The 18,909-nt window shown below is 72.9% G+C and carries 20 protein-coding genes; 7 read left to right on the forward strand and 13 right to left on the reverse strand.

Going from position 1 to position 18,909, the window contains the following annotated elements; genetic code table 11:
- Positions 1–51 precede the first annotated feature (51 nt).
- From ACGF2Y_RS30380 to ACGF2Y_RS30415, 8 genes are all read right to left on the reverse strand, one after another.
- Positions 52–426 carry an ectoine synthase gene (locus ACGF2Y_RS30380; RefSeq protein WP_392954106.1) on the reverse strand — a complete coding sequence of 125 codons (375 nt, stop codon included), beginning with the start codon at positions 424–426 and terminating at the stop codon, positions 52–54.
- Complete coding sequence (gene trpA, locus ACGF2Y_RS30385) at positions 413–1,252, reverse strand: tryptophan synthase subunit alpha (protein ID WP_392954109.1); 840 nt, start codon at positions 1,250–1,252, stop codon at positions 413–415. Before trpA ends, ACGF2Y_RS30380 begins: the two co-directional genes overlap by 14 nt.
- Entirely contained in the window at positions 1,242–2,258 is a 1,017-nt protein-coding gene (locus tag ACGF2Y_RS30390) for a hypothetical protein (protein WP_392954112.1), read from the reverse strand. Before ACGF2Y_RS30390 ends, trpA begins: the two co-directional genes overlap by 11 nt.
- Before the next feature lie 3 nt (positions 2,259–2,261).
- On the reverse strand, positions 2,262–2,525 hold the full coding sequence (locus tag ACGF2Y_RS30395) for an acyl carrier protein (protein WP_103507664.1): 264 nt from the start codon (positions 2,523–2,525) through the stop codon (positions 2,262–2,264).
- Between the two features lie 96 nt (positions 2,526–2,621).
- The gene (locus tag ACGF2Y_RS30400) at positions 2,622–4,112 is read right to left on the reverse strand and encodes an AMP-binding protein (protein ID WP_392954115.1); all 1,491 of its coding nucleotides are present in this window, start codon (positions 4,110–4,112) and stop codon (positions 2,622–2,624) included.
- The gene (locus ACGF2Y_RS30405) at positions 4,109–4,954 is read right to left on the reverse strand and encodes a MaoC/PaaZ C-terminal domain-containing protein (RefSeq protein WP_392954118.1); all 846 of its coding nucleotides are present in this window, start codon (positions 4,952–4,954) and stop codon (positions 4,109–4,111) included. Before ACGF2Y_RS30405 ends, ACGF2Y_RS30400 begins: the two co-directional genes overlap by 4 nt.
- On the reverse strand, positions 4,951–6,210 hold the full coding sequence (locus tag ACGF2Y_RS30410; RefSeq protein WP_392954121.1) for a beta-ketoacyl-[acyl-carrier-protein] synthase family protein: 1,260 nt from the start codon (positions 6,208–6,210) through the stop codon (positions 4,951–4,953). The genes ACGF2Y_RS30405 and ACGF2Y_RS30410 overlap by 4 nt, the downstream gene beginning before the upstream one ends.
- A gap of 93 nt (positions 6,211–6,303) precedes the next feature.
- Positions 6,304–7,518 carry an aminotransferase class I/II-fold pyridoxal phosphate-dependent enzyme gene (locus tag ACGF2Y_RS30415; RefSeq protein ID WP_392954124.1) on the reverse strand — a complete coding sequence of 405 codons (1,215 nt, stop codon included), beginning with the start codon at positions 7,516–7,518 and terminating at the stop codon, positions 6,304–6,306.
- Positions 7,519–7,934: 416 nt separating this feature from the next.
- On the opposite strand from ACGF2Y_RS30415, the gene ACGF2Y_RS30420 reads away from it, so the two are divergent.
- Positions 7,935–8,741 carry a BTAD domain-containing putative transcriptional regulator gene (locus tag ACGF2Y_RS30420; RefSeq protein ID WP_392954126.1) on the forward strand — a complete coding sequence of 269 codons (807 nt, stop codon included), beginning with the start codon at positions 7,935–7,937 and terminating at the stop codon, positions 8,739–8,741.
- 62 nt (positions 8,742–8,803) lie between these two features.
- Here the strand turns inward: ACGF2Y_RS30420 and ACGF2Y_RS30425 are convergent, their stop codons facing one another.
- Genes ACGF2Y_RS30425 through ACGF2Y_RS30435 form a run of 3 tightly spaced genes read right to left on the reverse strand, consistent with a single transcriptional unit; the run spans position 8,804 to position 10,809 of the window.
- Complete coding sequence (locus tag ACGF2Y_RS30425; RefSeq protein WP_392954129.1) at positions 8,804–9,559, reverse strand: SDR family NAD(P)-dependent oxidoreductase; 756 nt, start codon at positions 9,557–9,559, stop codon at positions 8,804–8,806.
- Positions 9,556–10,539 (reverse strand): 3-oxoacyl-ACP synthase III family protein, encoded by a 984-nt coding sequence (locus ACGF2Y_RS30430; protein WP_392954132.1) that lies wholly within the window; start codon positions 10,537–10,539, stop codon positions 9,556–9,558. The genes ACGF2Y_RS30425 and ACGF2Y_RS30430 overlap by 4 nt, the downstream gene beginning before the upstream one ends.
- Before the next feature lie 9 nt (positions 10,540–10,548).
- Entirely contained in the window at positions 10,549–10,809 is a 261-nt protein-coding gene (locus ACGF2Y_RS30435; protein WP_392954135.1) for a hypothetical protein, read from the reverse strand.
- 205 nt (positions 10,810–11,014) lie between these two features.
- On the opposite strand from ACGF2Y_RS30435, the gene ACGF2Y_RS30440 reads away from it, so the two are divergent.
- From ACGF2Y_RS30440 to ACGF2Y_RS30465, 6 genes are all read left to right on the forward strand, one after another.
- Positions 11,015–11,899: an SAM-dependent methyltransferase gene (locus ACGF2Y_RS30440; protein ID WP_392954137.1), complete on the forward strand. Its 885-nt coding sequence runs from the start codon at positions 11,015–11,017 to the stop codon at positions 11,897–11,899.
- Positions 11,900–11,904: 5 nt separating this feature from the next.
- The gene (locus ACGF2Y_RS30445; protein ID WP_392954140.1) at positions 11,905–13,416 is read left to right on the forward strand and encodes a flavin-containing monooxygenase; all 1,512 of its coding nucleotides are present in this window, start codon (positions 11,905–11,907) and stop codon (positions 13,414–13,416) included.
- Positions 13,417–13,456: 40 nt separating this feature from the next.
- Complete coding sequence (locus ACGF2Y_RS30450) at positions 13,457–14,965, forward strand: FAD-binding protein (RefSeq protein ID WP_392954141.1); 1,509 nt, start codon at positions 13,457–13,459, stop codon at positions 14,963–14,965.
- Between the two features lie 67 nt (positions 14,966–15,032).
- On the forward strand, positions 15,033–15,542 hold the full coding sequence (locus ACGF2Y_RS30455) for an SRPBCC family protein (RefSeq protein ID WP_392954143.1): 510 nt from the start codon (positions 15,033–15,035) through the stop codon (positions 15,540–15,542).
- Positions 15,539–16,420: an alpha/beta fold hydrolase gene (locus ACGF2Y_RS30460; RefSeq protein WP_392954146.1), complete on the forward strand. Its 882-nt coding sequence runs from the start codon at positions 15,539–15,541 to the stop codon at positions 16,418–16,420. Before ACGF2Y_RS30455 ends, ACGF2Y_RS30460 begins: the two co-directional genes overlap by 4 nt.
- Complete coding sequence (locus tag ACGF2Y_RS30465) at positions 16,417–17,238, forward strand: 4'-phosphopantetheinyl transferase (protein ID WP_392954149.1); 822 nt, start codon at positions 16,417–16,419, stop codon at positions 17,236–17,238. Before ACGF2Y_RS30460 ends, ACGF2Y_RS30465 begins: the two co-directional genes overlap by 4 nt.
- Here the strand turns inward: ACGF2Y_RS30465 and ACGF2Y_RS30470 are convergent.
- Both ACGF2Y_RS30470 and ACGF2Y_RS30475 read right to left on the reverse strand, forming a co-directional pair.
- A complete protein-coding gene (locus ACGF2Y_RS30470; protein ID WP_392954152.1) occupies positions 17,228–18,220 on the reverse strand; it encodes an AraC family transcriptional regulator in 993 nt (330 codons plus the stop codon). The two genes, ACGF2Y_RS30465 and ACGF2Y_RS30470, sit on opposite strands and share 11 nt — an antisense overlap.
- 164 nt (positions 18,221–18,384) lie before the next feature.
- Positions 18,385–18,897, reverse strand: a complete 513-nt coding sequence (locus tag ACGF2Y_RS30475; protein WP_392954155.1) for an anthrone oxygenase family protein — start codon at positions 18,895–18,897, stop codon at positions 18,385–18,387.
- Between the last annotated feature and the right edge of the window lie 12 nt (positions 18,898–18,909).

Genomic DNA, 18,909 nt, shown 5'->3' on the forward strand with positions numbered 1-18,909 from the left:
ATCGGCGGGCGCCCGTGGTTCAGGCGCCCGTCGGGTGAGCGGCTGTGCGGCCTAGTAGGCGGAGGAGACGCCCTCGGCCAGGCTGTGCACCTCGTCGCCCTGGAGCGCCGGGGCGAAGACGCAGACCAGACGCAGGTCCTCGTACGGCGAGGCGATCAGGAAGTGCGGGTCGTTGTTGTCGAGCGAGTAGAGGACGCCCGGCGTCAGCGGATGACTGGTGCCGTCGAGTTCCACCACCTCGCCGGAGCCCTCGATGCAGTAGCAGGTCTCCAGGTGGTTGCGGTACTCCAGGCGGGACTTGGTCCCGGCCCGCACGGTGGTGTCGGTGACGCTGTAGCCCAGGCCGTCTGCGTCCAGGACGAATCTGCGGCTGAGTCCGTTGCCCCAGTCGACGGTCTTGACGGTCTCGATGTTACGGATGAGCACGGGTGTCCTCCTTCGGACGGGCGGTGTGGGGGCGGCCGAGGGCGACGACGAAGGAGCGGTAGCCGTCGACCGGGTCGGACCCGGCCTCCCGACTCCGTTCCAGCGCGGCCACTCCGGCGGAGCCGACGATCGCCGCGTCCGCACCGCTGCGGGCGACGGAGACGAGATCCTCGGCGGTGGACACCCCGAAGCCGACGGCTATCGGGGAGGCGGTGAGGTCGCGCAGGGCGGCGACGGACGGCGCCAGACCGGCATGGCCGCCGTCGGGCGTTCCGGCGCCGCTGCGCCCGTAGCGCGCGACCAGGTAGAGGTATCCGGTGGCGTGGGCCGCCGCCTCGGCGACGGTGGCCGGTGCGCTGGACGGGTAGCAGGTCGTGACCTCGGGCAGGCCCGCCGCGCGCAGCTCCTCGTGGTGGGCCGGCCGCAGCCGGGGCGGCAGGCCGTGGGCCAGCAGGGCGTCGGCGCCGCTGTCCGCGACGGCGCGGGCGTAGTCGGCGGGCGCGGCGGTGCGCAGGCTGTGGCTCCAGTCGGCGAGCACCGCGATCCGCAGCCGCTTCAGCCCCGGCCGTACGGCGGCGACGAAGGCCAGGGTCTCGCGGAGCCCGACGTCCTGCGCCAGCGCCCGGTCGGCGGACCGGCGAACGACGGGCCCGTCGGTGGGCGAGTCGGGGAAGGGGACGGCCAGTTCGAGGCAGTCGACGCCCGACTCGTCCAGCAGCGCGACGAGGTCGGTGAGGACGGGCAGCGGCGGGTCGCCCGCGTTGAGGAAGACCGCCAGGCCCAGTTCCTCGCGGGCGCGGGCCTCGGCGAAGAAGTCAGCCGGCACGGTCCGCCCCCTTCAGCCGCTCCAGCAGGTCGAACGCCGCCCCGTCGTCGAGCGCGGCGCCCGCCTCGGCGACCGCCTTCGCCCAGTCGTCGCGGTGGCCGGACGCCAGGGCGAGCGCGGCCGCGTTGAGCTGGAGGGTGGCGCGCAGAGGACCGCCCGCCCGGCCGGCGAGAACGGTTCGGAAGTGCTCGGCGGCGGCGTCCCGGGGGACGGGGGCGAGATCGTCGGGTGACCCGTCGGCGGGGACGAGATCGCCGGCGCGGAGTGTCAGCGTGCCTCCGTCGGGAAGGTGGATCGTGTTGTCGCAGATGCTGAGGAGTTCGTCGGCGCCGAGCGGGTTGGTGACCAGCCAGGTCGCCGGGGCGCCCGGCCGGGACGCCACGGCCCGCAGGGAGGGCGGGATCCGGCCCCCGCTGACGCCGGTGACCTGGGCGGCCACCGGGACGGCCGCGAGGAACGGGCCCAGGGTGTTGAGGAACCGGCCGAACACGCGCATGGACGTCGGCACGGCCAGCAGGGCGAGCCGGGCCAGCTGCACGGGGTAGACGAACGGCCCGGTGAAGGCGATGCCGTGGGACTCCAGATGGCCGGACGCCTGGTCGAGGGAGGCGGCGAACGGGACGCCCAGCCGGTCCAGGAGGTCGACCGAACCGGTGCGCGCGGTGTGGGCGCGGGAGCCGGACTTGACGACCCGGACGCCGCAGGCGGCGGCGACCAGTGCGGCGGCCGTGGACAGGTTCACGGTGGGCGGGCCGCCGCCGGTGCCCACCACGTTGACGGTGCCGGGCCAGGGCGTCGCGGGCCGCGCGGGGCGCCGCCGGTCCAGCGCGTCGAGCAGGGCGAGCAGGCTGTCCTCCTCGGGCAGGGCCGCGGTGAGGGAGGCGAGGAGCGCCAGCGCGTCGCCGCGGTCCAGTGCTCCGTCGGCCAGCGCCTGCCAGAGTGCGTCCCACTGCTCGGGGCCGGCCGGGGCGCGCCGGTCGACCATCGGGACGAGGGCCGGGTGCACGGCTCAGCCTCCCGTGGCGGCGGTGCTCCGGGAGCGCGCGATGTAGGCGTCGATGGCGTTGACGCTGCGGAAGTTCTCGGGGTCGAGGTCGGTGTCGCCGACCGCCAGCCGGAAGTGGTGCTCGACCCAGGCGATCAGCTTGAGGACGCCGAGGCTGTCGAGCGCACCGTCGGCCAGGAGGTCCATGTCGGGCGGGAGTTGGGAGGGGGTGAGGTCGGGAAGGAACTCCCGGACGATGTACTCGCTGATCTGGTCGGCGTTGCTCACGGAGTGCTCCTTGGCGGGTCGCTCGTACGGGGTTCTCGGGTGGTGCGGGGCCTGCCGGCGGCTGCCGGTCGGTCCGCGGAGGGCGGTCGGGCCGGGTCAGGACGCGGTGGCGGCGGGTGCGGCCACGGTCCGCGCGATGGCGCGGCGGTCCACCTTGCCGGTGCTGGTACGCGGCAGGGGCTCGGTCACGGGGACGAGGAGACCCGGTACCCAGCCGCGGGCCAGCCGGGCGGTGCAGTGCCTCTTGAGGTCGAGGCTGTTGGCGGTGGAGGCGTCCTTCAGCCGTACGACGGCGATCAGGCGGCGGCCCTCGACCGGGTCGGGGACGGTGGTCACCCCGGCCTCCAGCACCTCGGGGTGTTCCAGCAGCACCTGTTCGACCTTGCCGGTGTTGACGGCGACGCCCCGGATCTTGACCTGGTGGTCCAGTCGGCCGACGAGCCGGAGAGTGCCGTCGGCGTCCCTCTCGACCAGGTCGCCGGTGCGGAACCACCAGGTGCCCGGGCCGCTGTCCGCCGCCGGGTCCAGGACGAACTTCTCGGCAGCCCGGCGCGGATCGGCGTACCCGGTGCTCTGGAAGGGCGTGGAGACCTCCAGTTCGCCGCGTCCCGGTCCGCTCAGCAGCCGGCCGTCGGAGTTCCGCAGCCTCAGGCGTACGCCGGGGAGCGGGCGGCCCAGCGGCATCGGGGCGGACTGCGGGTGGCTCCGGTCGACCTCGTGGATCAGGCTGTCGTTGGTCTCGGTGCAGCCGTAGATGTTGTGCAGCCGGGCGCCGGGGGCGAGGTCCACGAGGTCGGCGAGCGCCTGATCGGGCATCACGTCGCCGGTGAACGCCGCGTGCCGGACGGCCTCCAGCGGGCCGCCGCCCTCCACGCGGGCCTGGGCGCCGACCAGGGCGTAGAAGAGCGGGACCGCCTGGACCACCTCGATGCGGTGGGTGCGCAGCAGGCGGAACAGCCCCCGGCCGCCGGCCGCTGTCGCCGGGTCCACCAGAACCACCTGGCCGCCGTGGGCGAGGGTGGTCCAGACGTCCAGCAGGCAGAGGTCGAAGTTGAGCGGGGCGTAGTTGAGCACCGGGGTGGACTCGGCGATGCCGAAGGCGTCCGCGGCCCAGCCGGTGAAGGCCTCCACGGCCCGGTGCGGCAGCGGGACCGCCTTGGGGATGCCGGTGGAGCCGGAGGTGGTGAGGACGAGGGCGGTGCCCGGCGGCACCGCTCCCCCGCCGCGCTCCGGATCCCTCGCCGTGACGGCCGGCCCGGCGAGCGCGTACCGGCAGCCCGCCTCCGCCATCACCGCCGCGACGTGGTCGGGCGGCAGGGTGGGCGAGGGCAGCAGCGCGGGACGGCCCGTGGCCAGGCAGGCCAGGACGGTGGCGACGGTGCCGGGCGACTTGTCGTCGAGCACGGCGACCGTGGCCCCGGTGGGGACGTGTTCGGCGAGCCGGGCGCGGGCGGCGGCGGTCGCGTCGGCCAGTTCCCGGTAGCTGGTGGGGCTGCCGTTCCACCACAGGGCGGGGGCGTCCGGGGTCTTGTCGGCCCAGCGGAGCACGGATTCGGCGGTCTCGCCGTGGCGGCCGGTCCGGGTCATCGGCCCGCTCCCGTCCCGGGGCCCAGCCGGAGCCGGCCGCCCTTGACGGCTGCGCCGCCCCCGGACCGTACGGTGAAGGCGACGGTGTCCCCGGCGGCGGGCGTGAGGATGAGGGTCGTTCCCTCGCCGGGCAGGACCGGGCGGGCGAAGCGCGCGCCGATCGCCCGGACCCGGTCGACGTCTCCGTCCGCGTACCGCTCGGCGGCCTCCTCCACGGCGAGTGCCACGAGGCTCATGCCGTGGGCGATGACATCGGTGAACCCGGCCGACCGGGCGGCCTCCGGGTCGAGATGGACGGGGTTGAGGTCGCCGGCCGCGCGGCCGTAGTCGGCTATCCACTCCCGGTCGATCCCGAGGTCACGGCTGACCGTGTCGCCCGGCGTCTCCTGACGCACCGAGGCCGTGGGGACGAGCGTGCCGCGCGGTTCGGCCGCCCGGATGCCGGCGAGCAGGATGTGGGCGGTGAGCCGGGCCTGTTCGGCGCCGGTCGTCCGGTCGGTGAGCGTGGTGGTCAGGACGAGCCGGGTGCCCTTGGCTTCGACGCGTACGGCGTCCAGCGCGGCGGACGCGTCGAGCGGGGCGCCGGGGCGCGGCGGGTGGTGCAGTTCGATCTCCTGGGCGAGGTGGACCAGGGAGTACGGGCCATGGCCGGCGGCGAGGCCGGCGACCGTGCGCTCGGCGAGCGGATGGGTGAGGACGAAGGCGGCCAGAGGCCCCGCCCCGGGCCGGACGGGTGCCGGGCGGTCCAACGCCCGACGGGTGACGGTGCGGTAGCGGCGGGCGGCGTCCGCGTCGAGGAGCGGTGCGGACGGGTCGAGCGCGGAATCGGGCAGGGTCGTCATGCGGGGGCCACCACCAGACTGCTGTTGTGGCCGCCGAAGCCGAAGGAGTTGGTCAGCGCGGGGCCGGTGGGGACAAGCCGCGGGGTGCCGTGGACCACGTCGATCTCCATCTCGGGTTCCGTTCGTGTGTGGTTGGCGGTGGGCGGCACCGCACCGGCGTTCATCGACAGCACGGCGACCACGAGTTCGACGGCTCCGGCCGCTCCGATGAGGTGGCCCAGCACGCCTTTGCTGGCGGTGACCGGCGGACCGTCCGGCCCGAATACCTTGGCCAGGGCGATGGCTTCGGCGCGGTCGTTGTGCACGGTGGCGGTGCCGTGGGCGTTGACGTGGGCGATGTCCGAGGGGACGAGACCGGCGTCGGCGAGCGCGCCGGTCATGGCTTCGGCGGCGTACGCCCCGTCGGGGTGCGGGGCCGAGAGGTGGTGGGCGTCCGAGGTGGCGGCGTATCCGGCGACCAGGCCGTGTGCCCGGCCGCCCCGGGCGCGCACGTCGGCCGCCCGCTCCAGGACCACGAAGGCGGCGCCCTCGCCCATCACGAAGCCGTCCCTGCTCTCGTCGAACGGCCGGCACGCGGTGGCCGGTTCGGTACGGAGGGAGGCGGCGTTGAGGTTGCCGAACCCGGCGAGGGTGATCGGTGTGAGGGTCGCCTCGCAGCCGCCCGCGATCACCACGTCGGCGCGGTGGTCGCGGAGCATGGCCGCGCCGATCCCGATGGCATCGGCCCCGCTGGCGCAGGTGGTGGAGACGGTGAGCGCCGGTCCGTGCCAGCCCAGTTGGAGGGCGATCTGGGCGGCGGCCGCGTTCGGCATCGTCATCAGGGGCATCAGCGGGCGGACCCCGCCGGGGCCCTTCGCCGCGAAGTTGACGGACTCGGCGTCGCTGGTGGCGCGCCCGCCGACGGCGTTGCCGACGACGATGGCGCAGCGGGCGGCGGGCGCCTGCGGCAGCCCGGCGTCGGCGTGGGCGGCCAGCGCCGCGGCGAGCCCGTAGCGGGCGAAGGGGTCGAGCCGCCGGGCCGCCTTGCCGGCCAGCGCCTCCTGCCAGGGCAGGCCGTGGCCGGTGAGCTCGGGCACCCGGCAGCCGATCTTGATGCGGTGGCCGGTGGTGTCGAAGTGGGTGAGGCCGACCGCGAGGGACCGGCCCGCGGACACCGCGGTCCACAGTTCCTCGGTGGTGAGTCCGGCCGGGGTGACGGCGCCGATCCCGCTGATGGCGATGTCCGGCCGGGCGGAGCGTTCCGCTTCGGTGCGCATGGTCCGTGTGGTTCCTTCCCGTTCCGGTGACCGGCCGTCGGCCGTGGACGAGGTCGCCGCGCTCGCGTGGGGGCGCGGGCGGCGCCGACGGTGTCAGCCCGTCAGCAGGCCGCACTCTCCGGCGGCCTTGAGGAACGCCTCGGCGGCGAGGTCCACGTCGGTGTCCGTGTGCCGTGCGGTGACGGCGATCCGCAGCCGGGCCAGGTCGCGCGGTACGGCGGGGGTGACCACGGGCAGCCCGATCACGCCCAGGCGACGGGCGGTGGTGGCCAGGTCGTAGGCCGACTCGTCGCTGCCCGCGATGAGCGGCACGACGGCGGTCTCGCTGTCGCCGGTCCGCATGCCGCCCGCGGTCACCAGCTCCCGGAACCGGGCTCCGTACCCCTGGATGCGGGTGACGCGCTCCGGTTCGGCGCGCAGCACGCGCAGCGCCTCCAGGGCGGCGCCGGCCGAGGCGGGCGCGAGGGCGGCGGAGAAGAGGAACGGCCGTGCGGCGTAACGGAGATGGCCGATCAGCTCGGACGATCCCGCGACCCAGCCGCCCATGGAGGGGATGGCCTTGGACAGGGTGCCGAGCTTGACGTCCACTCGTACCCGCCGGTCGAAGTGCTCCTCCACGCCCAGTCCGGTACGGCCGATGACGCCGAGGGCGTGGGCCTCGTCGGCCATCAGGAGCGCCTCGTGGGCGTCGCAGACCTCGCGCAGCCGGGGCAGCGGCGCGATGTCGCCGTCCATGGAGTAGACGCTGTCGACGATGACCAGACGGACTCCGCCGGGGGCGGCGGCCTCCATGCGGCGGGCCAGGTGCTCGGTGTCGTTGTGCCGGAACCGGACCACGGTCGCCCCGCTGAGGCGGCAGCCGTCCACGATGCTGGCGTGGGCGTACTTGTCGACGAAGACGGTGTCGCCGGGGCCGGCCAGGGCTCCGATCGTGCCCACGTTGGCGGCGTAGCCGGAGCCGAAGACGATGGCGGACTCCCGCTCGGCGACGGTGGCGACCTCGTCCTCCAGCTCCTCGTGGAGGGGGATGGACCCGGCGAGGGCGCGTACCCCGTGGTTGCCGGTGCCGTAGCGGGCGGCGGCGGCCTGGGCGGCGGCGACCACGCGCTCGTCGCCGGCCAGCCCCAGGTAGCTGTAGCCGGACATCATCAGCAGGCGGCGGCCGTCGAGGTCGACGTAGGCGGTGTCGCGCTCGGCGGTGTAGGGGACGAAGCTGTTGCGGCGCTCGGGCTCCGACTCCAGCGAGGCCACGCGCCGCCCCGTCGCCTCCAGTTTGTGCGCGATTCTCCCCCACGCTGCGGATGCCATCGGCCGTCCTCTCATTGATGACTGCCATTGCACATAGGTGCAACGAATCTGATGCGTCTCGAATTCAACGGACCTCTCGCAATCGAGGCGCAACACGGGAGCAAGATCAAACAGTCATCGGAGGATTTGCCTGTGTCGGAGACCCTGATTCATCGGGCGTTAACTAATGCAACTTAATGGCGAAGTTGACACACACTCTTTTTGAACGAGAATGCTGTTTACTCAGTCGTGGAGAAGAGTTGACCAAGCCCCTTCCGGATCACCGCAGCCCTCCCACGGGATCCTCACGTACGCCACTCGGCCCACGAGCCACACGCTGAGGTCTACGCACGGAACCGCACGCACGCCAGACAGTCGACTTCCGTCATCCATGCCGCCGAGGAAGTCGCCGCAACCTCTTCTTGGGGGGATCGATCGTGCTCATCAGGCTTGTCGGCCTCGTCTCCATCGAACATGAATCCGAAGTCTCGCGGGTACTGGCCAGCCATCAGGCACAGATCGCCCTGGCCCGGCTCTGCCTGGAACGTCCCTCCGGCATAGGCCGGGAGCAACTCGCCGACACCATATGGCCGGACGGCCTGCCCAGCACCTGGGCCTCGGCATTACGCAGTGTCGTCAGCCGCCTCAGAGCCTCCCTCTCGGAGGGGGCTAGCGCCGAGCCGGCGGTGATCGCACACGGCGGACGCTATCTGCTGCGACTGCCGGAGGAAGCCCAGGTGGACGTGGAGCGCGCGGAGCAGGCCGCGTTCACCGCCGCCGTCGCCCACCGAGAGGGCGACCACAGCACCGCGCAGCGGCTCGCGACCACCTCCGTGTCCTTGCTGCGGGGCCCCTTCCTCGCCTCCCACGAGGGCGAGTGGGTGGAGTCCGTCCGGCGTCACCTCAAGGATCTGCGGGTCTCGGCCCTGGAGACCGCGAGCAGTTCCTCGTCCGCTCTCGGCGACACCCACCACGCCCTGCGGTACGCCGCGGAGGCGGTGCGCCAGGCTCCGTTCCGGGAGAGCGCCTACCGCTGCCAGATGACCGCGCACCGGCTGGCCGGCAACAGGGCCGAAGCCCTGCGGATATACCAGCAGTTGCGCGTCGTCCTCGCCGAGGAGCTGGGCTGCGACCCCAGTCCGGAGAGCGAGGCCGCCTACCTCGGTCTGCTGGACCGGAACCGGCTGCCGGGGGCTTCGCGCCGGACGGAGTGGGGAACGATGTCGACACACCGGCTGAGCTGATCCCCGGCACGGCAGTGGGGAGGGACGCGATCTCGCGTCCCTCCCCACTGCCGTGTACCGGCTCACATGATGGAGACACCGCTGTCGATGCTGACCACCTGTCCGGTCATGCAGTCCTGGTCGAGGAAGAGGGAGACGCTGCGGGCGACCTCCTCGACCGTGACGAACCGCGGGACGGGCGCCTTGCGCGCCATGTCCGACACGATGCTCTCCGGCAGCTGATCCGTCATACCCGTGATCATGAATCCGGGTGACAGAGCGTTCACCGTGACCCCGCGCCGGCCGCACTCCGCCGCCAGCGCCCGGGTCATCCCCATGACACCCGCCTTGGAGGCCGAGTACGCGGTCTGCCCCGCCGTGGCGATGAGGCCCGACGGCGAGACCACGTTGACGATCCGGCCCCAGCGCTGCCGCAGCATGGAGGGCAGCGCCACCCGGCTGGTGTGGAACGACCCCAGCAGGTTGGTGCGGATGACCTCGTGCCAGTCGTCCGGGGACTGCATGGCCATCAGAGCGTCCTTGCGGACGGCCCCGTTGTTGACCACCACGTCGATCAGGCCGAGCGCCGCCTCGACCTCCCGGTAGAGACGCTGGGTCTCCTCCCACGAGCCGACGTCCGCGCCGACGACGACCGAGTCGTTCGTCAGTTTCCCGCTCACCGCCCGGGCCTGGTCGGCCGAGCTCCGGTAGTGGACGGCCACCCGACAGCCCAGCGCGTCCAGTTCGACCGCCAGCGCCTGTCCGAGGCCGCCCGAGGCGCCGGTGACCAGGGCCACCGGCGCCTCGGGCCTCTTGCCCGCCTGCTTCGCTCCGCTCACGTGGCGCCTCCCCAGCGCATCAGGATCGATCCCCAGGTCATGCCCGCCCCGAACCCGGCGAGCAGGACCAGTTCCCCGGCCTTGATCCGGTCCGCCTCCAGGGCCTCGGTGAGGGCCAGCGGGATCGAGGCCGACGCGGTGTTGCCGTACCGGTCCAGGTTGATGATCAGGGACTCCGGACGCAGACCCGAGTGCTGCACCACGGAGTTGATGATGCGGATGTTCGCCTGGTGCGGGATGACGTGATCAACCTCCGCCGGAGAGATTTTCGCGCTCTCCAGCGTCTCGCGCACCGTCCGCACTGTGTACCGAACGGCGTTCAGGTAGATCTCGTTGCCCTTGATCTGGGCGAAGTGGAGCCCTTGCGCGACCGTTTCGGCTGTTGTGGGCATCCGACTTCCGCCCGCCGGCACCTTGAGTGCGTCCGCACACGATCCGTCCGCGCCCAGGTTCCAGGCCAGAACGGGATCTTCCGGGCCCGGCACGAGCACCACCGCGGCCGCTCCGTCACCGACGAGGATGGAGAGGTCCCGGTCGGCGGGGTTGGCGGTCAGGGTGTGCGTGTCCGAGCCGATCAGCAGGATCGGGCGGCGGTCCATGCGCAGGATGCCCATGGCCGCGACCAGCCCGTAGACGAAGCCCGCGCACTCGGAGTTGACGTCCATCGCCCCGCCGCCGATGCCCAGTTCATGGTGGACGAAGGCGGAGGTGGCGGGAGACGGCTGCTCGGGTGTGGCCGTGGCCACGATGAGATGGGCGATGTCGGCGCCGGTCAGCCCCGCCCTGGCCAGGGCCGCGCGTCCCGCGTCGGCGGCCAGGGACGCGGTGGTCTGCCCCGGGTCGACGGCCCGCCGCTCATGGATGCCGCAGCGGCTGACGATCCAGTCCTCGTCGACCCCGAAGCGTCCGGCCAGTTCGGTGCTGGTGACGACCCGCTCGGGCAGGGCCTTGCCCCACCCCGTGATGGCGAATCCACTCATGTGCCCGCCTCAGGCCTCGGCCGGCTGCGGCGCCAGGCCGACCAGCTTCGCGTACACGTCGCGCATGGTCGTGCTGTCGTCCAGGTCCGCGAAGAGAGACTCGTCGGCGGGGATGTCGGGGTGCTCGTTCTGGAAGTTGTACAGCCACTCCATCAGGTCCAGCGAGTCCACCCCCGGGATGTGCCGGATCGGCGCGTCGGGCGTCACCTCGGTGGCTCCGGAGACGGCGGCGAGCTGCTCCGAGAGAACCTCGACAGTCGGCAGTGCCATGATTTGTTCCTCTCTCAACGCGACGTACGGTCGTGTCGGCATGCAAGCCGCTCCTCGCAATCGGGCCGCAACAGAGCGGTCACACGCCGCTGTTGCGGACGGATTGCACAGGTCCGCTTGGCTCCCTCTCAGCACGGTTCAGGACCGGACAGCCGCAGGGCGCGCTCTGCGCCCGGTCGGCGCAAGCTGCGAGGAGAGGGCGAGGATGGCGACGATTGCCTCCCACACCGCGGAGCCGGAGGTGGACGCAGTCCGCCACCACTACGAGGTGGGAAACGAGTTCTACCGTCTGCTGCTGGGGCCCAGCATGATGTACAGCGGCGGCTACTGGCAGGAGGGCGAGGGCCTCACCGAGGCCCTGGACCTGGCCCAGGAGCGCAAGCTCGACGCGTTCGCCGAGCTGGCGGACGCGGCGGGCAAGGACCGGGTGCTGGACATCGGCTGCGGCTGGGGCACCCTGATGGACCGGCTGACGCGGAAGCACGGCGTACGCGAGGCGGTCGGCCTGACGCTGAGCCGTACCCAGGCCGACTTCATCGCGGGACTGGACAACCCGGCCCTCACCACCCGGGTGGAGAGCTGGTCGGAGCACAGCGCCCCGGGCTCGTACGACGCGGCGTTCTGTGTCAACGCGCTGGAGCACTTCGTGCCGTCCAGCCTGTCGCCGAAGGAGCGCACCAAGCGCTACCGGTTCTTCTTCCAGCAGGTCCACGAGGCGCTGGTGCCGGACGGCCGGTTCGTCCTGCACACGATGACCGCCGAGGCCCAGCCGATCGGCCGGAAGATCCTGGCGGACCTCAAGTTCCTCCAGCGCTCCGAGTTCGCAGGCATGCACATCCCGCACCTGCACGAGCTGGCCGCCGCCGCCGAGGGCCTGTTCGAGGTGGTGGAACTGGTCAACGAGCGTGAGGCGTTCGCCCGGGCGTGCCGTGCCTGGCTGGTGCTGCTCGCCGAGCGGCGCGAGGAGGCCGTGGCGCTGGAGAGCGAGGAGGTGGTGGCCCGCTTCGAACGCTATCTGGACATCTTCGCGTACACGCTGGAGGACCGCTTCTTCAACAACTTCCGGCTGACGCTCACCCGCAAGGGGTGACCGGGATGGCTCAGGCACCCCTGGACCCGGCCCGCGATCTGCGGGTGGCGGTGATCGGCAGCGGCTTCTCCGGGCTCGGCACCGCGATCCGGCTCATGCAGCAGGGCATCGACGACTTCCTCGTGTTCGAGCGGGCCGACGAGGTCGGCGGCACCTGGCGCGACAACACCTACCCGGGCTCCGCCTGTGACGTGATGTCGCACCTGTACTCGTACTCGTTCGCGCCGAACCCGAACTGGAAGAGCACCTTCGGCAAGCAGCGCGAGCTCCTCGACTACCTGCGCGACTGCGCCGACCGGTTCGGGGTGCGCTCGCGCATCCGCTTCCGGCACGAGCTGACCGAGGCCCGCTGGGACGATCTGCGCAAGCGGTGGCTGATCTCCACCACGGGCGGCGACTACACCGCCCGGGTCCTGGTCACCGGCACCGGCTACCTCAGCGAGCCGGCCATCCCCGACGTCCCCGGTCTCTCCGGCTTCCAGGGCGAGGTGTTCCACTCCTCGCGGTGGCGGCACGACCTGGACCTCACCGGCCGCCGGGTCGCCGTCATCGGCACCGGTGCGTCCGCGATCCAGTTCGTCCCCGCCATCCAGCCGGAGGTCGGACAGCTCGACCTCTACCAGCGCACCCCGCCCTGGATCGGCCCGAAGAACGACAAGGCCAACAGCGCCCTCCAGACGAAGCTGCTGACCTCCGTCCCCGGCTACCAGCGCTTCCGCCGGAACTTCAACATGTGGGGCCGGGAGATCCTGGCCTTCGTGATGGCCCGTCCGGCCGTCGCCGGGAAGATGCAGAAGATGGCGTCCGACCACCTCAAGAAGAGCGTCCCGGACGAGGCGCTGCGGGCCCGGCTCACCCCGGACTACGTGCTGGCCTGCAAGCGGCTGCTCTTCTCGAACACGTACTACCCCGCGATCCAGCAGCCCAACGTGGAGCTGGTCACCGACGGCATCGCCAAGGTCACCTCGGACGCGGTGGTCACGGCCGACGGCCGGGAGCGCCCGGTGGACACCATCGTGCTCGGCACCGGGTTCGAGGCGGTCCGCCGCCCCATCGCCGAGCGTGTCTTCGGCCGGGACGGCACCGGCCTCAAGGACACCTGGAACGAGGGCATGAGCGCGCTGCGCGGTACGGGCGTGGCCGGGTTCCCGAACCTGTTCATGCTGCTCGGGCCGAACACCACACTGGGCCACTCCTCGCAGGTGATCATGATCGAGGCGCAGATCGCCTATCTCCTCGACGCCCTGAAGACGATGGACGAACGCGGTCTGGCCGCCGTGGAACCGCTGCCCGAGGCCCAGCGCGCCTACAACGACAAGCTCGACCAGCGGCTGGACGGCACCGTCTGGAACGCCGGCAACTGCCGCAGCTGGTACCTCGACGAGCACGGGCGCAACCCGTCCATCTGGCCGACCTACACCTGGCGCTTCCGGCGGGCCACCAGCCGGTTCGACCCCGCGGAGCACCGGCTGAGCACCAGCGAGGACCTGCGGGCGACCGTGCCCGCCGCTTCCTGAACGCCGCACGCGTGACCGACGAGACATGGAGTCCCTCCCCGTGAACCTGCACACTCCTTCCCGAAGAGCAGTGCTCGGCACCGTCGGCGCCGCCGCCACGGTGATCGGCTGGAACGCCACCACCGGCAGCTGGGCCCACGCGGCCGATCCGGCGCGCCGCCCCGGCGACCGCGTCGTGGCCGTACCGCCGCTGGACGGCACGCTCACCACGGACACCAGCCAGTTCGGCTCCTACAGCCACGACTTCGGCCGGCTGGTCAACGGCACCGTGCCCTGGGCGGTCCTGACGCCCGGCTCGGTCCAGGACATCGCCAAGATGATCCGCTACGCACGGACCAACCGGCTGAAGCTCGCGGTCAACGGCCGCAGCGGCACCGGCGGCGACCTGGAGTCCCACTCCTGCTACGGCCAGGCCGCCGTGCCCGGGGGCATATCGGTCGACGCCCGCGGCATGGCACGCATCCTGTCGACCGGCAGCGACTCCATCACCGTGGAGGCCGGGGCGACCTGGGCGGAGATCACCGACCACCTGCTGCCCCGCGGCCGCACCCTGCCCGCCCTGCCGGACTACCTGCCGCTCTCGGTGGGCGGGACGCTCAGTGTCGGGGGCATCGGCCTGACCATGGGCTCCGAGGGTCTCATCGCGGACACCGTGACCTCGATGACCGTGGTGACCGGCACCGGTGAGGTCGTCACCACCTCGAAGACCCGGCGCTCCGACCTGTTCCACACCGCGCTGGCCGGGGGCGGCCAGGTCGGCGTCATCGTCAGTGTGACGCTGCGGACCGTGCCGGCCGCCGAGCGGGCCACCGTCTTCAGCCTGTTCTACAGCGACGTCACGGCCTTCATGAAGGACTCGGAGACCCTGCTCGCCGACCACCGCTTCCAGATGCAGGGCGGCGAGATGGTCCGCAAGCCGGACGACTCCGGCTGGCGCTACAAGATCGAGGCGGTCGCCACGTACTCCGGCGGTCGCGTCCCCGACCGGGCGAGGCTGCTGTCGGGCCTGGAGGACCTGCGCGCCGAGGCGCACATCGAGGACTACGCGCTGCGCGACTACCTCTTCCGGCTGGACGGCTACGAGGCCTTCCTCAAGGAGGCCGGGCACTGGTTCGAGGCCAAGCCGTGGCTGAGCCTCTTCCTGCCGCGCCGGTCGGCCGCACGCTTCCTGCGCCTGGTGGAGAGCCAGCTCACCACGGAGAGTCTGGGCGCCGGAGTGCTCCTCACCTACCCGTACCCGACGTCCAAGATCACCGCGCCCATGGCGGTACAGCCGAGGGACAGGACCGGATACCTCTTCGACCTGCTGCGCTTCCCGAATCCGGGAACCAGCGACGCCGAGGTCGCGCGGATGGTCCAGCAGAACCGCTGGCTGTACGACCGGGCCGTGGAGCTGGGCGCCAAGCGCTACCTCGTCGGGGCGGTGCCGGACCTGACCGCCGCGGACTGGCGGCGCCACTTCGGCAGGAGCTACGGGGCGCTGTGCCACGCGAAGCGCCGCTTCGACCCCGGCAACGTCCTCACCCCCGGTCAGGGCTTCTTCGGCTGACCGAGCAGGGCCCCGGGCCGCTCCTGCGGGAGCGGCCCTTCCCGTTCATCCCGCAGGAGGAGGAGCAGTGAAGAAGTACGAGCTCGTCGACGAGGCCTTGCTCGCCGCCGGTCCTGACGCCGTCTGGGAAGCCCTGCTGGGCGAATTCGCGGGCGAGGCGCGGTGGTGGGTGCCCGACAACACCTTCGAACCGGTGGACGGCGCCCCCGACCGGGTCGGCGCGCTGACCCGGATCACCGTCCACACCAAGGGCGTCGACAAGGGCGGCAAGAAGCTCCGGTTCACCGCCCGCACCACCGTCGTGCAACGGGCGGAGCGGCTGGCGCTGGAGTACGTGGACGGGGCGTTCCGCGGCACCGCGGAGTTCACGCTCACCCCGCTGGAGGACGGCGGCACCCGGCTCGCGATGTCCTTCCGCGCCAGCCCGCAGGGCCAACTCGCTCTCCTCGCCAACCTGGTGGACGTCGGGGCGATGCACACCCGGGCCACCCGCGCGGCGTTCGGCCGACTGAACCTGCTGCTCGCCGCCGCCCCCTCGGCCGCGTCCGCCGCTCCGGCCGCCGGGGGGACACGGTGACCGCGCCCGACGCCGGTGAGGTCTTCCTCACCGCCGAGGACGGCGGGCGGATCGCGGTCTCCGTGCTGCGTCCGTTGGAGCACGGAGGCGACGAGCGTCCCGTGGTCGTGCTGGCGCACGGCTGGGGTGGCAGCCGCCGGATCTGGAGCCTGGTGACCGACCGCCTGCTGCGCAGCGGCTTCCCGGTCGTCGTCTACGATCTGCGCGGCCACGGCGCGTCGACCATGGGGTCCTCCGGGATGAGCGCGGATGCGATGACCGCCGACCTGGTGACGGTCCTCTCATACGCCGGTGACGCGCCGATCGTCGTCGGCCACTCCGGGGGCGGGTTCGCGGCGCTGTCGCTGGCGGCCGGGTCCGGGCCGGACGCCGGCCCGGTGGGCCTGGTGCTGGTCGCCTCGGCCGCGCACGACCAGGACACGCCGGAGAAGGAGGCCGCCATGATGGAGGCCCCGCTCTTCTCCTGGGCGCTGCGGCGGCCCGCGCTCGGGCGGCTCCTGCTCGGCCGGATGACGGGTACGGCGCTGGATTCCCGGCTCCGGGAGGTGAACCGCCAGGTGTTCGCGGGGACCGCGCCGACGGTGCGCGCCGCCTGCTTCCGGTCCTCCCGGGGCATGGACCTGCGGGCGGCACAGGCCTCCGTGCGGGTTCCGGCCGCGGTCCTGGCCGGGGAGAAGGACAAGGTCATCCGGCCGGAGCTGGGGCGGGAGCTGGCCGCCGCGCTGCCGGACGCCACGTTCACCCTGCTGCCCGGTGCCGGACACGTCCTGCCGCTGGAGAGCCCGGACGCGGTGGTCGCGGCGGTGCTGCGGGTCCACGGGGCGTCGGCCGGCCGGTCCCGGAGCGACGGGGCCGTGAAACGGACGGGCTCCCGGTGACCGGTGGCCCGCTGCGCTCCGCACCCCGGACCCGGCCCCAGGGTGCTCGGGGCGGGCGGCAGGCCGTGATCGAGCGGGTCGTTCCGGAAGGAGTCGCACGGGCGGAGGCCTTCGACGACGCGTTGCCCGGCCTGCCCGATCCCCGGGAGCTGGCGTTGCTGCGCGGACGGCCCGAGGCGACCGTCCGGCGGTTCGCCGCCGCTCGGGCCTGCGCCCACCGCTGTCTGGACCGACTCGGCGTCGCACCGGGCCCGTTGCTGCGTACGGCGGAGGGCGGCCCGGCATGGCCGGCCGGTGTCGTCGGGAGCATCACGCACTGCGCCGGGTACCGGGGCGCGGTGGCCGCGCGCGCCGAGGTGTGGGCGGCGCTCGGGGTGGACGCCGAACCGGCCCTGCCGCTGCCGACGGGGCTGCTGGGTCTGGTGGCGACGGACCCGGAGCGGCGCATGGTCGCCGAGCTGTCCCGGAGCAGCCCCGAAGTCCCCTGGGACCGGCTGCTGTTCAGCGCGAAGGAGTCGGTCTACAAGGCCTGGCACCCGGCCACGGGCCGCTGGATCGGGACGCTCGCCGTCGAGGTGGCGTTCACCGCCGACGGCCTGTTCACGGCCCGGGTGCGTCCGGAGCGTACGGAACCGCCCGCGGCGCGGCGGCGGCCCGCCGCGACCGGAAGGGGGGTGCCGCGACCGGTGGGTGGCGCGTACCCCTATCCGGGCCGCTGGCACGTCGGGGGCGGACTGCTGCTCACGGCCGTGGCCGTGCCGGGCTTCGCCACCCGTCGGCCGGGTATCTCCCGGCCGACGGCGCGGCTCAGCGTCTGAGCATCACCGTCCGGCCGTCGGAACCGGTGGCCGGGACCTGCCCCGAGCGTTTGCCCCGGCGGTACTCCTGCGGGCTGACGCCGCGCTCGCGTTTGAACGCGGCACTCAGCGCGAACGGCCCCGAATAGCCGACCTGTTCGGCGATCTTGGCGACCGAGAGATCGGGGTCGCGCAGCAGGTCGGAGGCGAGCGTGAGCCGCCATCCGGTCAGGTAGGACATCGGCGGCTCGCCGACCAGCTCGGTGAAGTGACGCGCCAGCTTCGCCCGGGACACCTCCACGGCGGAGGCGAGCGAGGCGACCGTCCACGGTTCGCTCGGCCGGTCGTGCAGCAGCATCAGCGCCCGGCCGACGACGGGGTCGCTCTGGGCCCGGAACCAGAGCGGCGCACCGGTGCCGGGCTCGGCCAGCCAGGACCGCAGCACATTGATCAGCAGCAGGTCGAGCAGCCGGTCCAGGACCACCTCCTGGCCGACGTCCTCCTGGTCCATCTCGGCGGCCAGCATGCCGATCAGCGGCGTCCGGGCGGCCGATGCGGGCTGCACCAGCAGGGCCGGCAGGCTGGCGAGCAGCCGACGGCCGACCTCGTTGGGCGCCTGGTAGGTGCCGCTCAGCATCACGGTGGAGCCGGAGCGGTGCGGCTCGCCCCAGGTCCGCACGCCCAGCGACATCGTCTCCGTGACGTCCTCGCCGTCGGTGGTGCTGCACCGCTGTTCGGCGGCGACCGTGACGCCGGGCGGGGTGGCCGGGTCGTCGGCGAGGGTGTACGGCTCGGGGCCGCGCAGGACCGCGACGTCGCCGGCGGCCAGCTTGACCGGCTCGCCGCCTTCGCGGAGCACCCACGCCGACCCGTGCAGCAGGGTGACGAGCGACAGCGGGGCACGGTCCTCGACCCGCAGGCCCCACGGGGGGTTGAACACGGATTTCAGCAGGAAGGCCCCCCGCGCCTTGGGACTTCCCAGCAGGCCGCTGAACGCATCCACCACAGTCACCTCATACCGTTTCGCCATCGTGGTCCCGCGAGTGGGTGCGGACCCGGCCGCCGACCACCGCACGGACCGGTCCGTGAAGCTCGGTCATGCCCCGGGCCTTCTGCCAACGGCCCGGAACCTGCGGCGGTTCCCGGCTCCCCGCTCGACACTTCCCGTCACCAGGCCCGGGAAACCGCCCGCCGCCGGGCCGCGTCGCCGAGCAGGACGAGAGCCCCCAGGCAGGCGGCCGTACGGACGGCGTTCGCCGTCCGCCACGGCCGCTCGTAGGCGGTCCTGGCAGCCGTCACCGCCGCCGACGCGGCCACCGGGGCGCCGCGGAGCCGGCGGTTCAGCGGCAGGTTGGCGCCGATCGTCACCGCGATGCTCAGGCCGTAGAGCACTGCGGCGGCCCCGGCGCGTCGGGCGGCCGCGCACCGCTCCGCGCGCCGGAGCCGGCGGGCCGCGACACCGGTGGCCACGAACACTCCGAGAAAGAGCGCCCCGAAGGACGCACTGTCGTCGAGGGCGTCGTTGACCCGGCGCATCGTGCTCACGAACGCCTCGTCGTCGCGGCGCGCCAGCGCGGGCATCACACCGACGTCGAAGGCGAGATACAGACCGGCCAGCAGACCGGTGCCGACGGTGGCCGCGAGGAGCACGGGGTCGGGTCGGGAGGAGGTGGGGCTCATGATGTCTCTCCG

The organism is Streptomyces sp. NPDC048142 (assembly GCF_043202835.1).
In the GTDB taxonomy this organism is placed as follows: domain Bacteria; phylum Actinomycetota; class Actinomycetes; order Streptomycetales; family Streptomycetaceae; genus Streptomyces.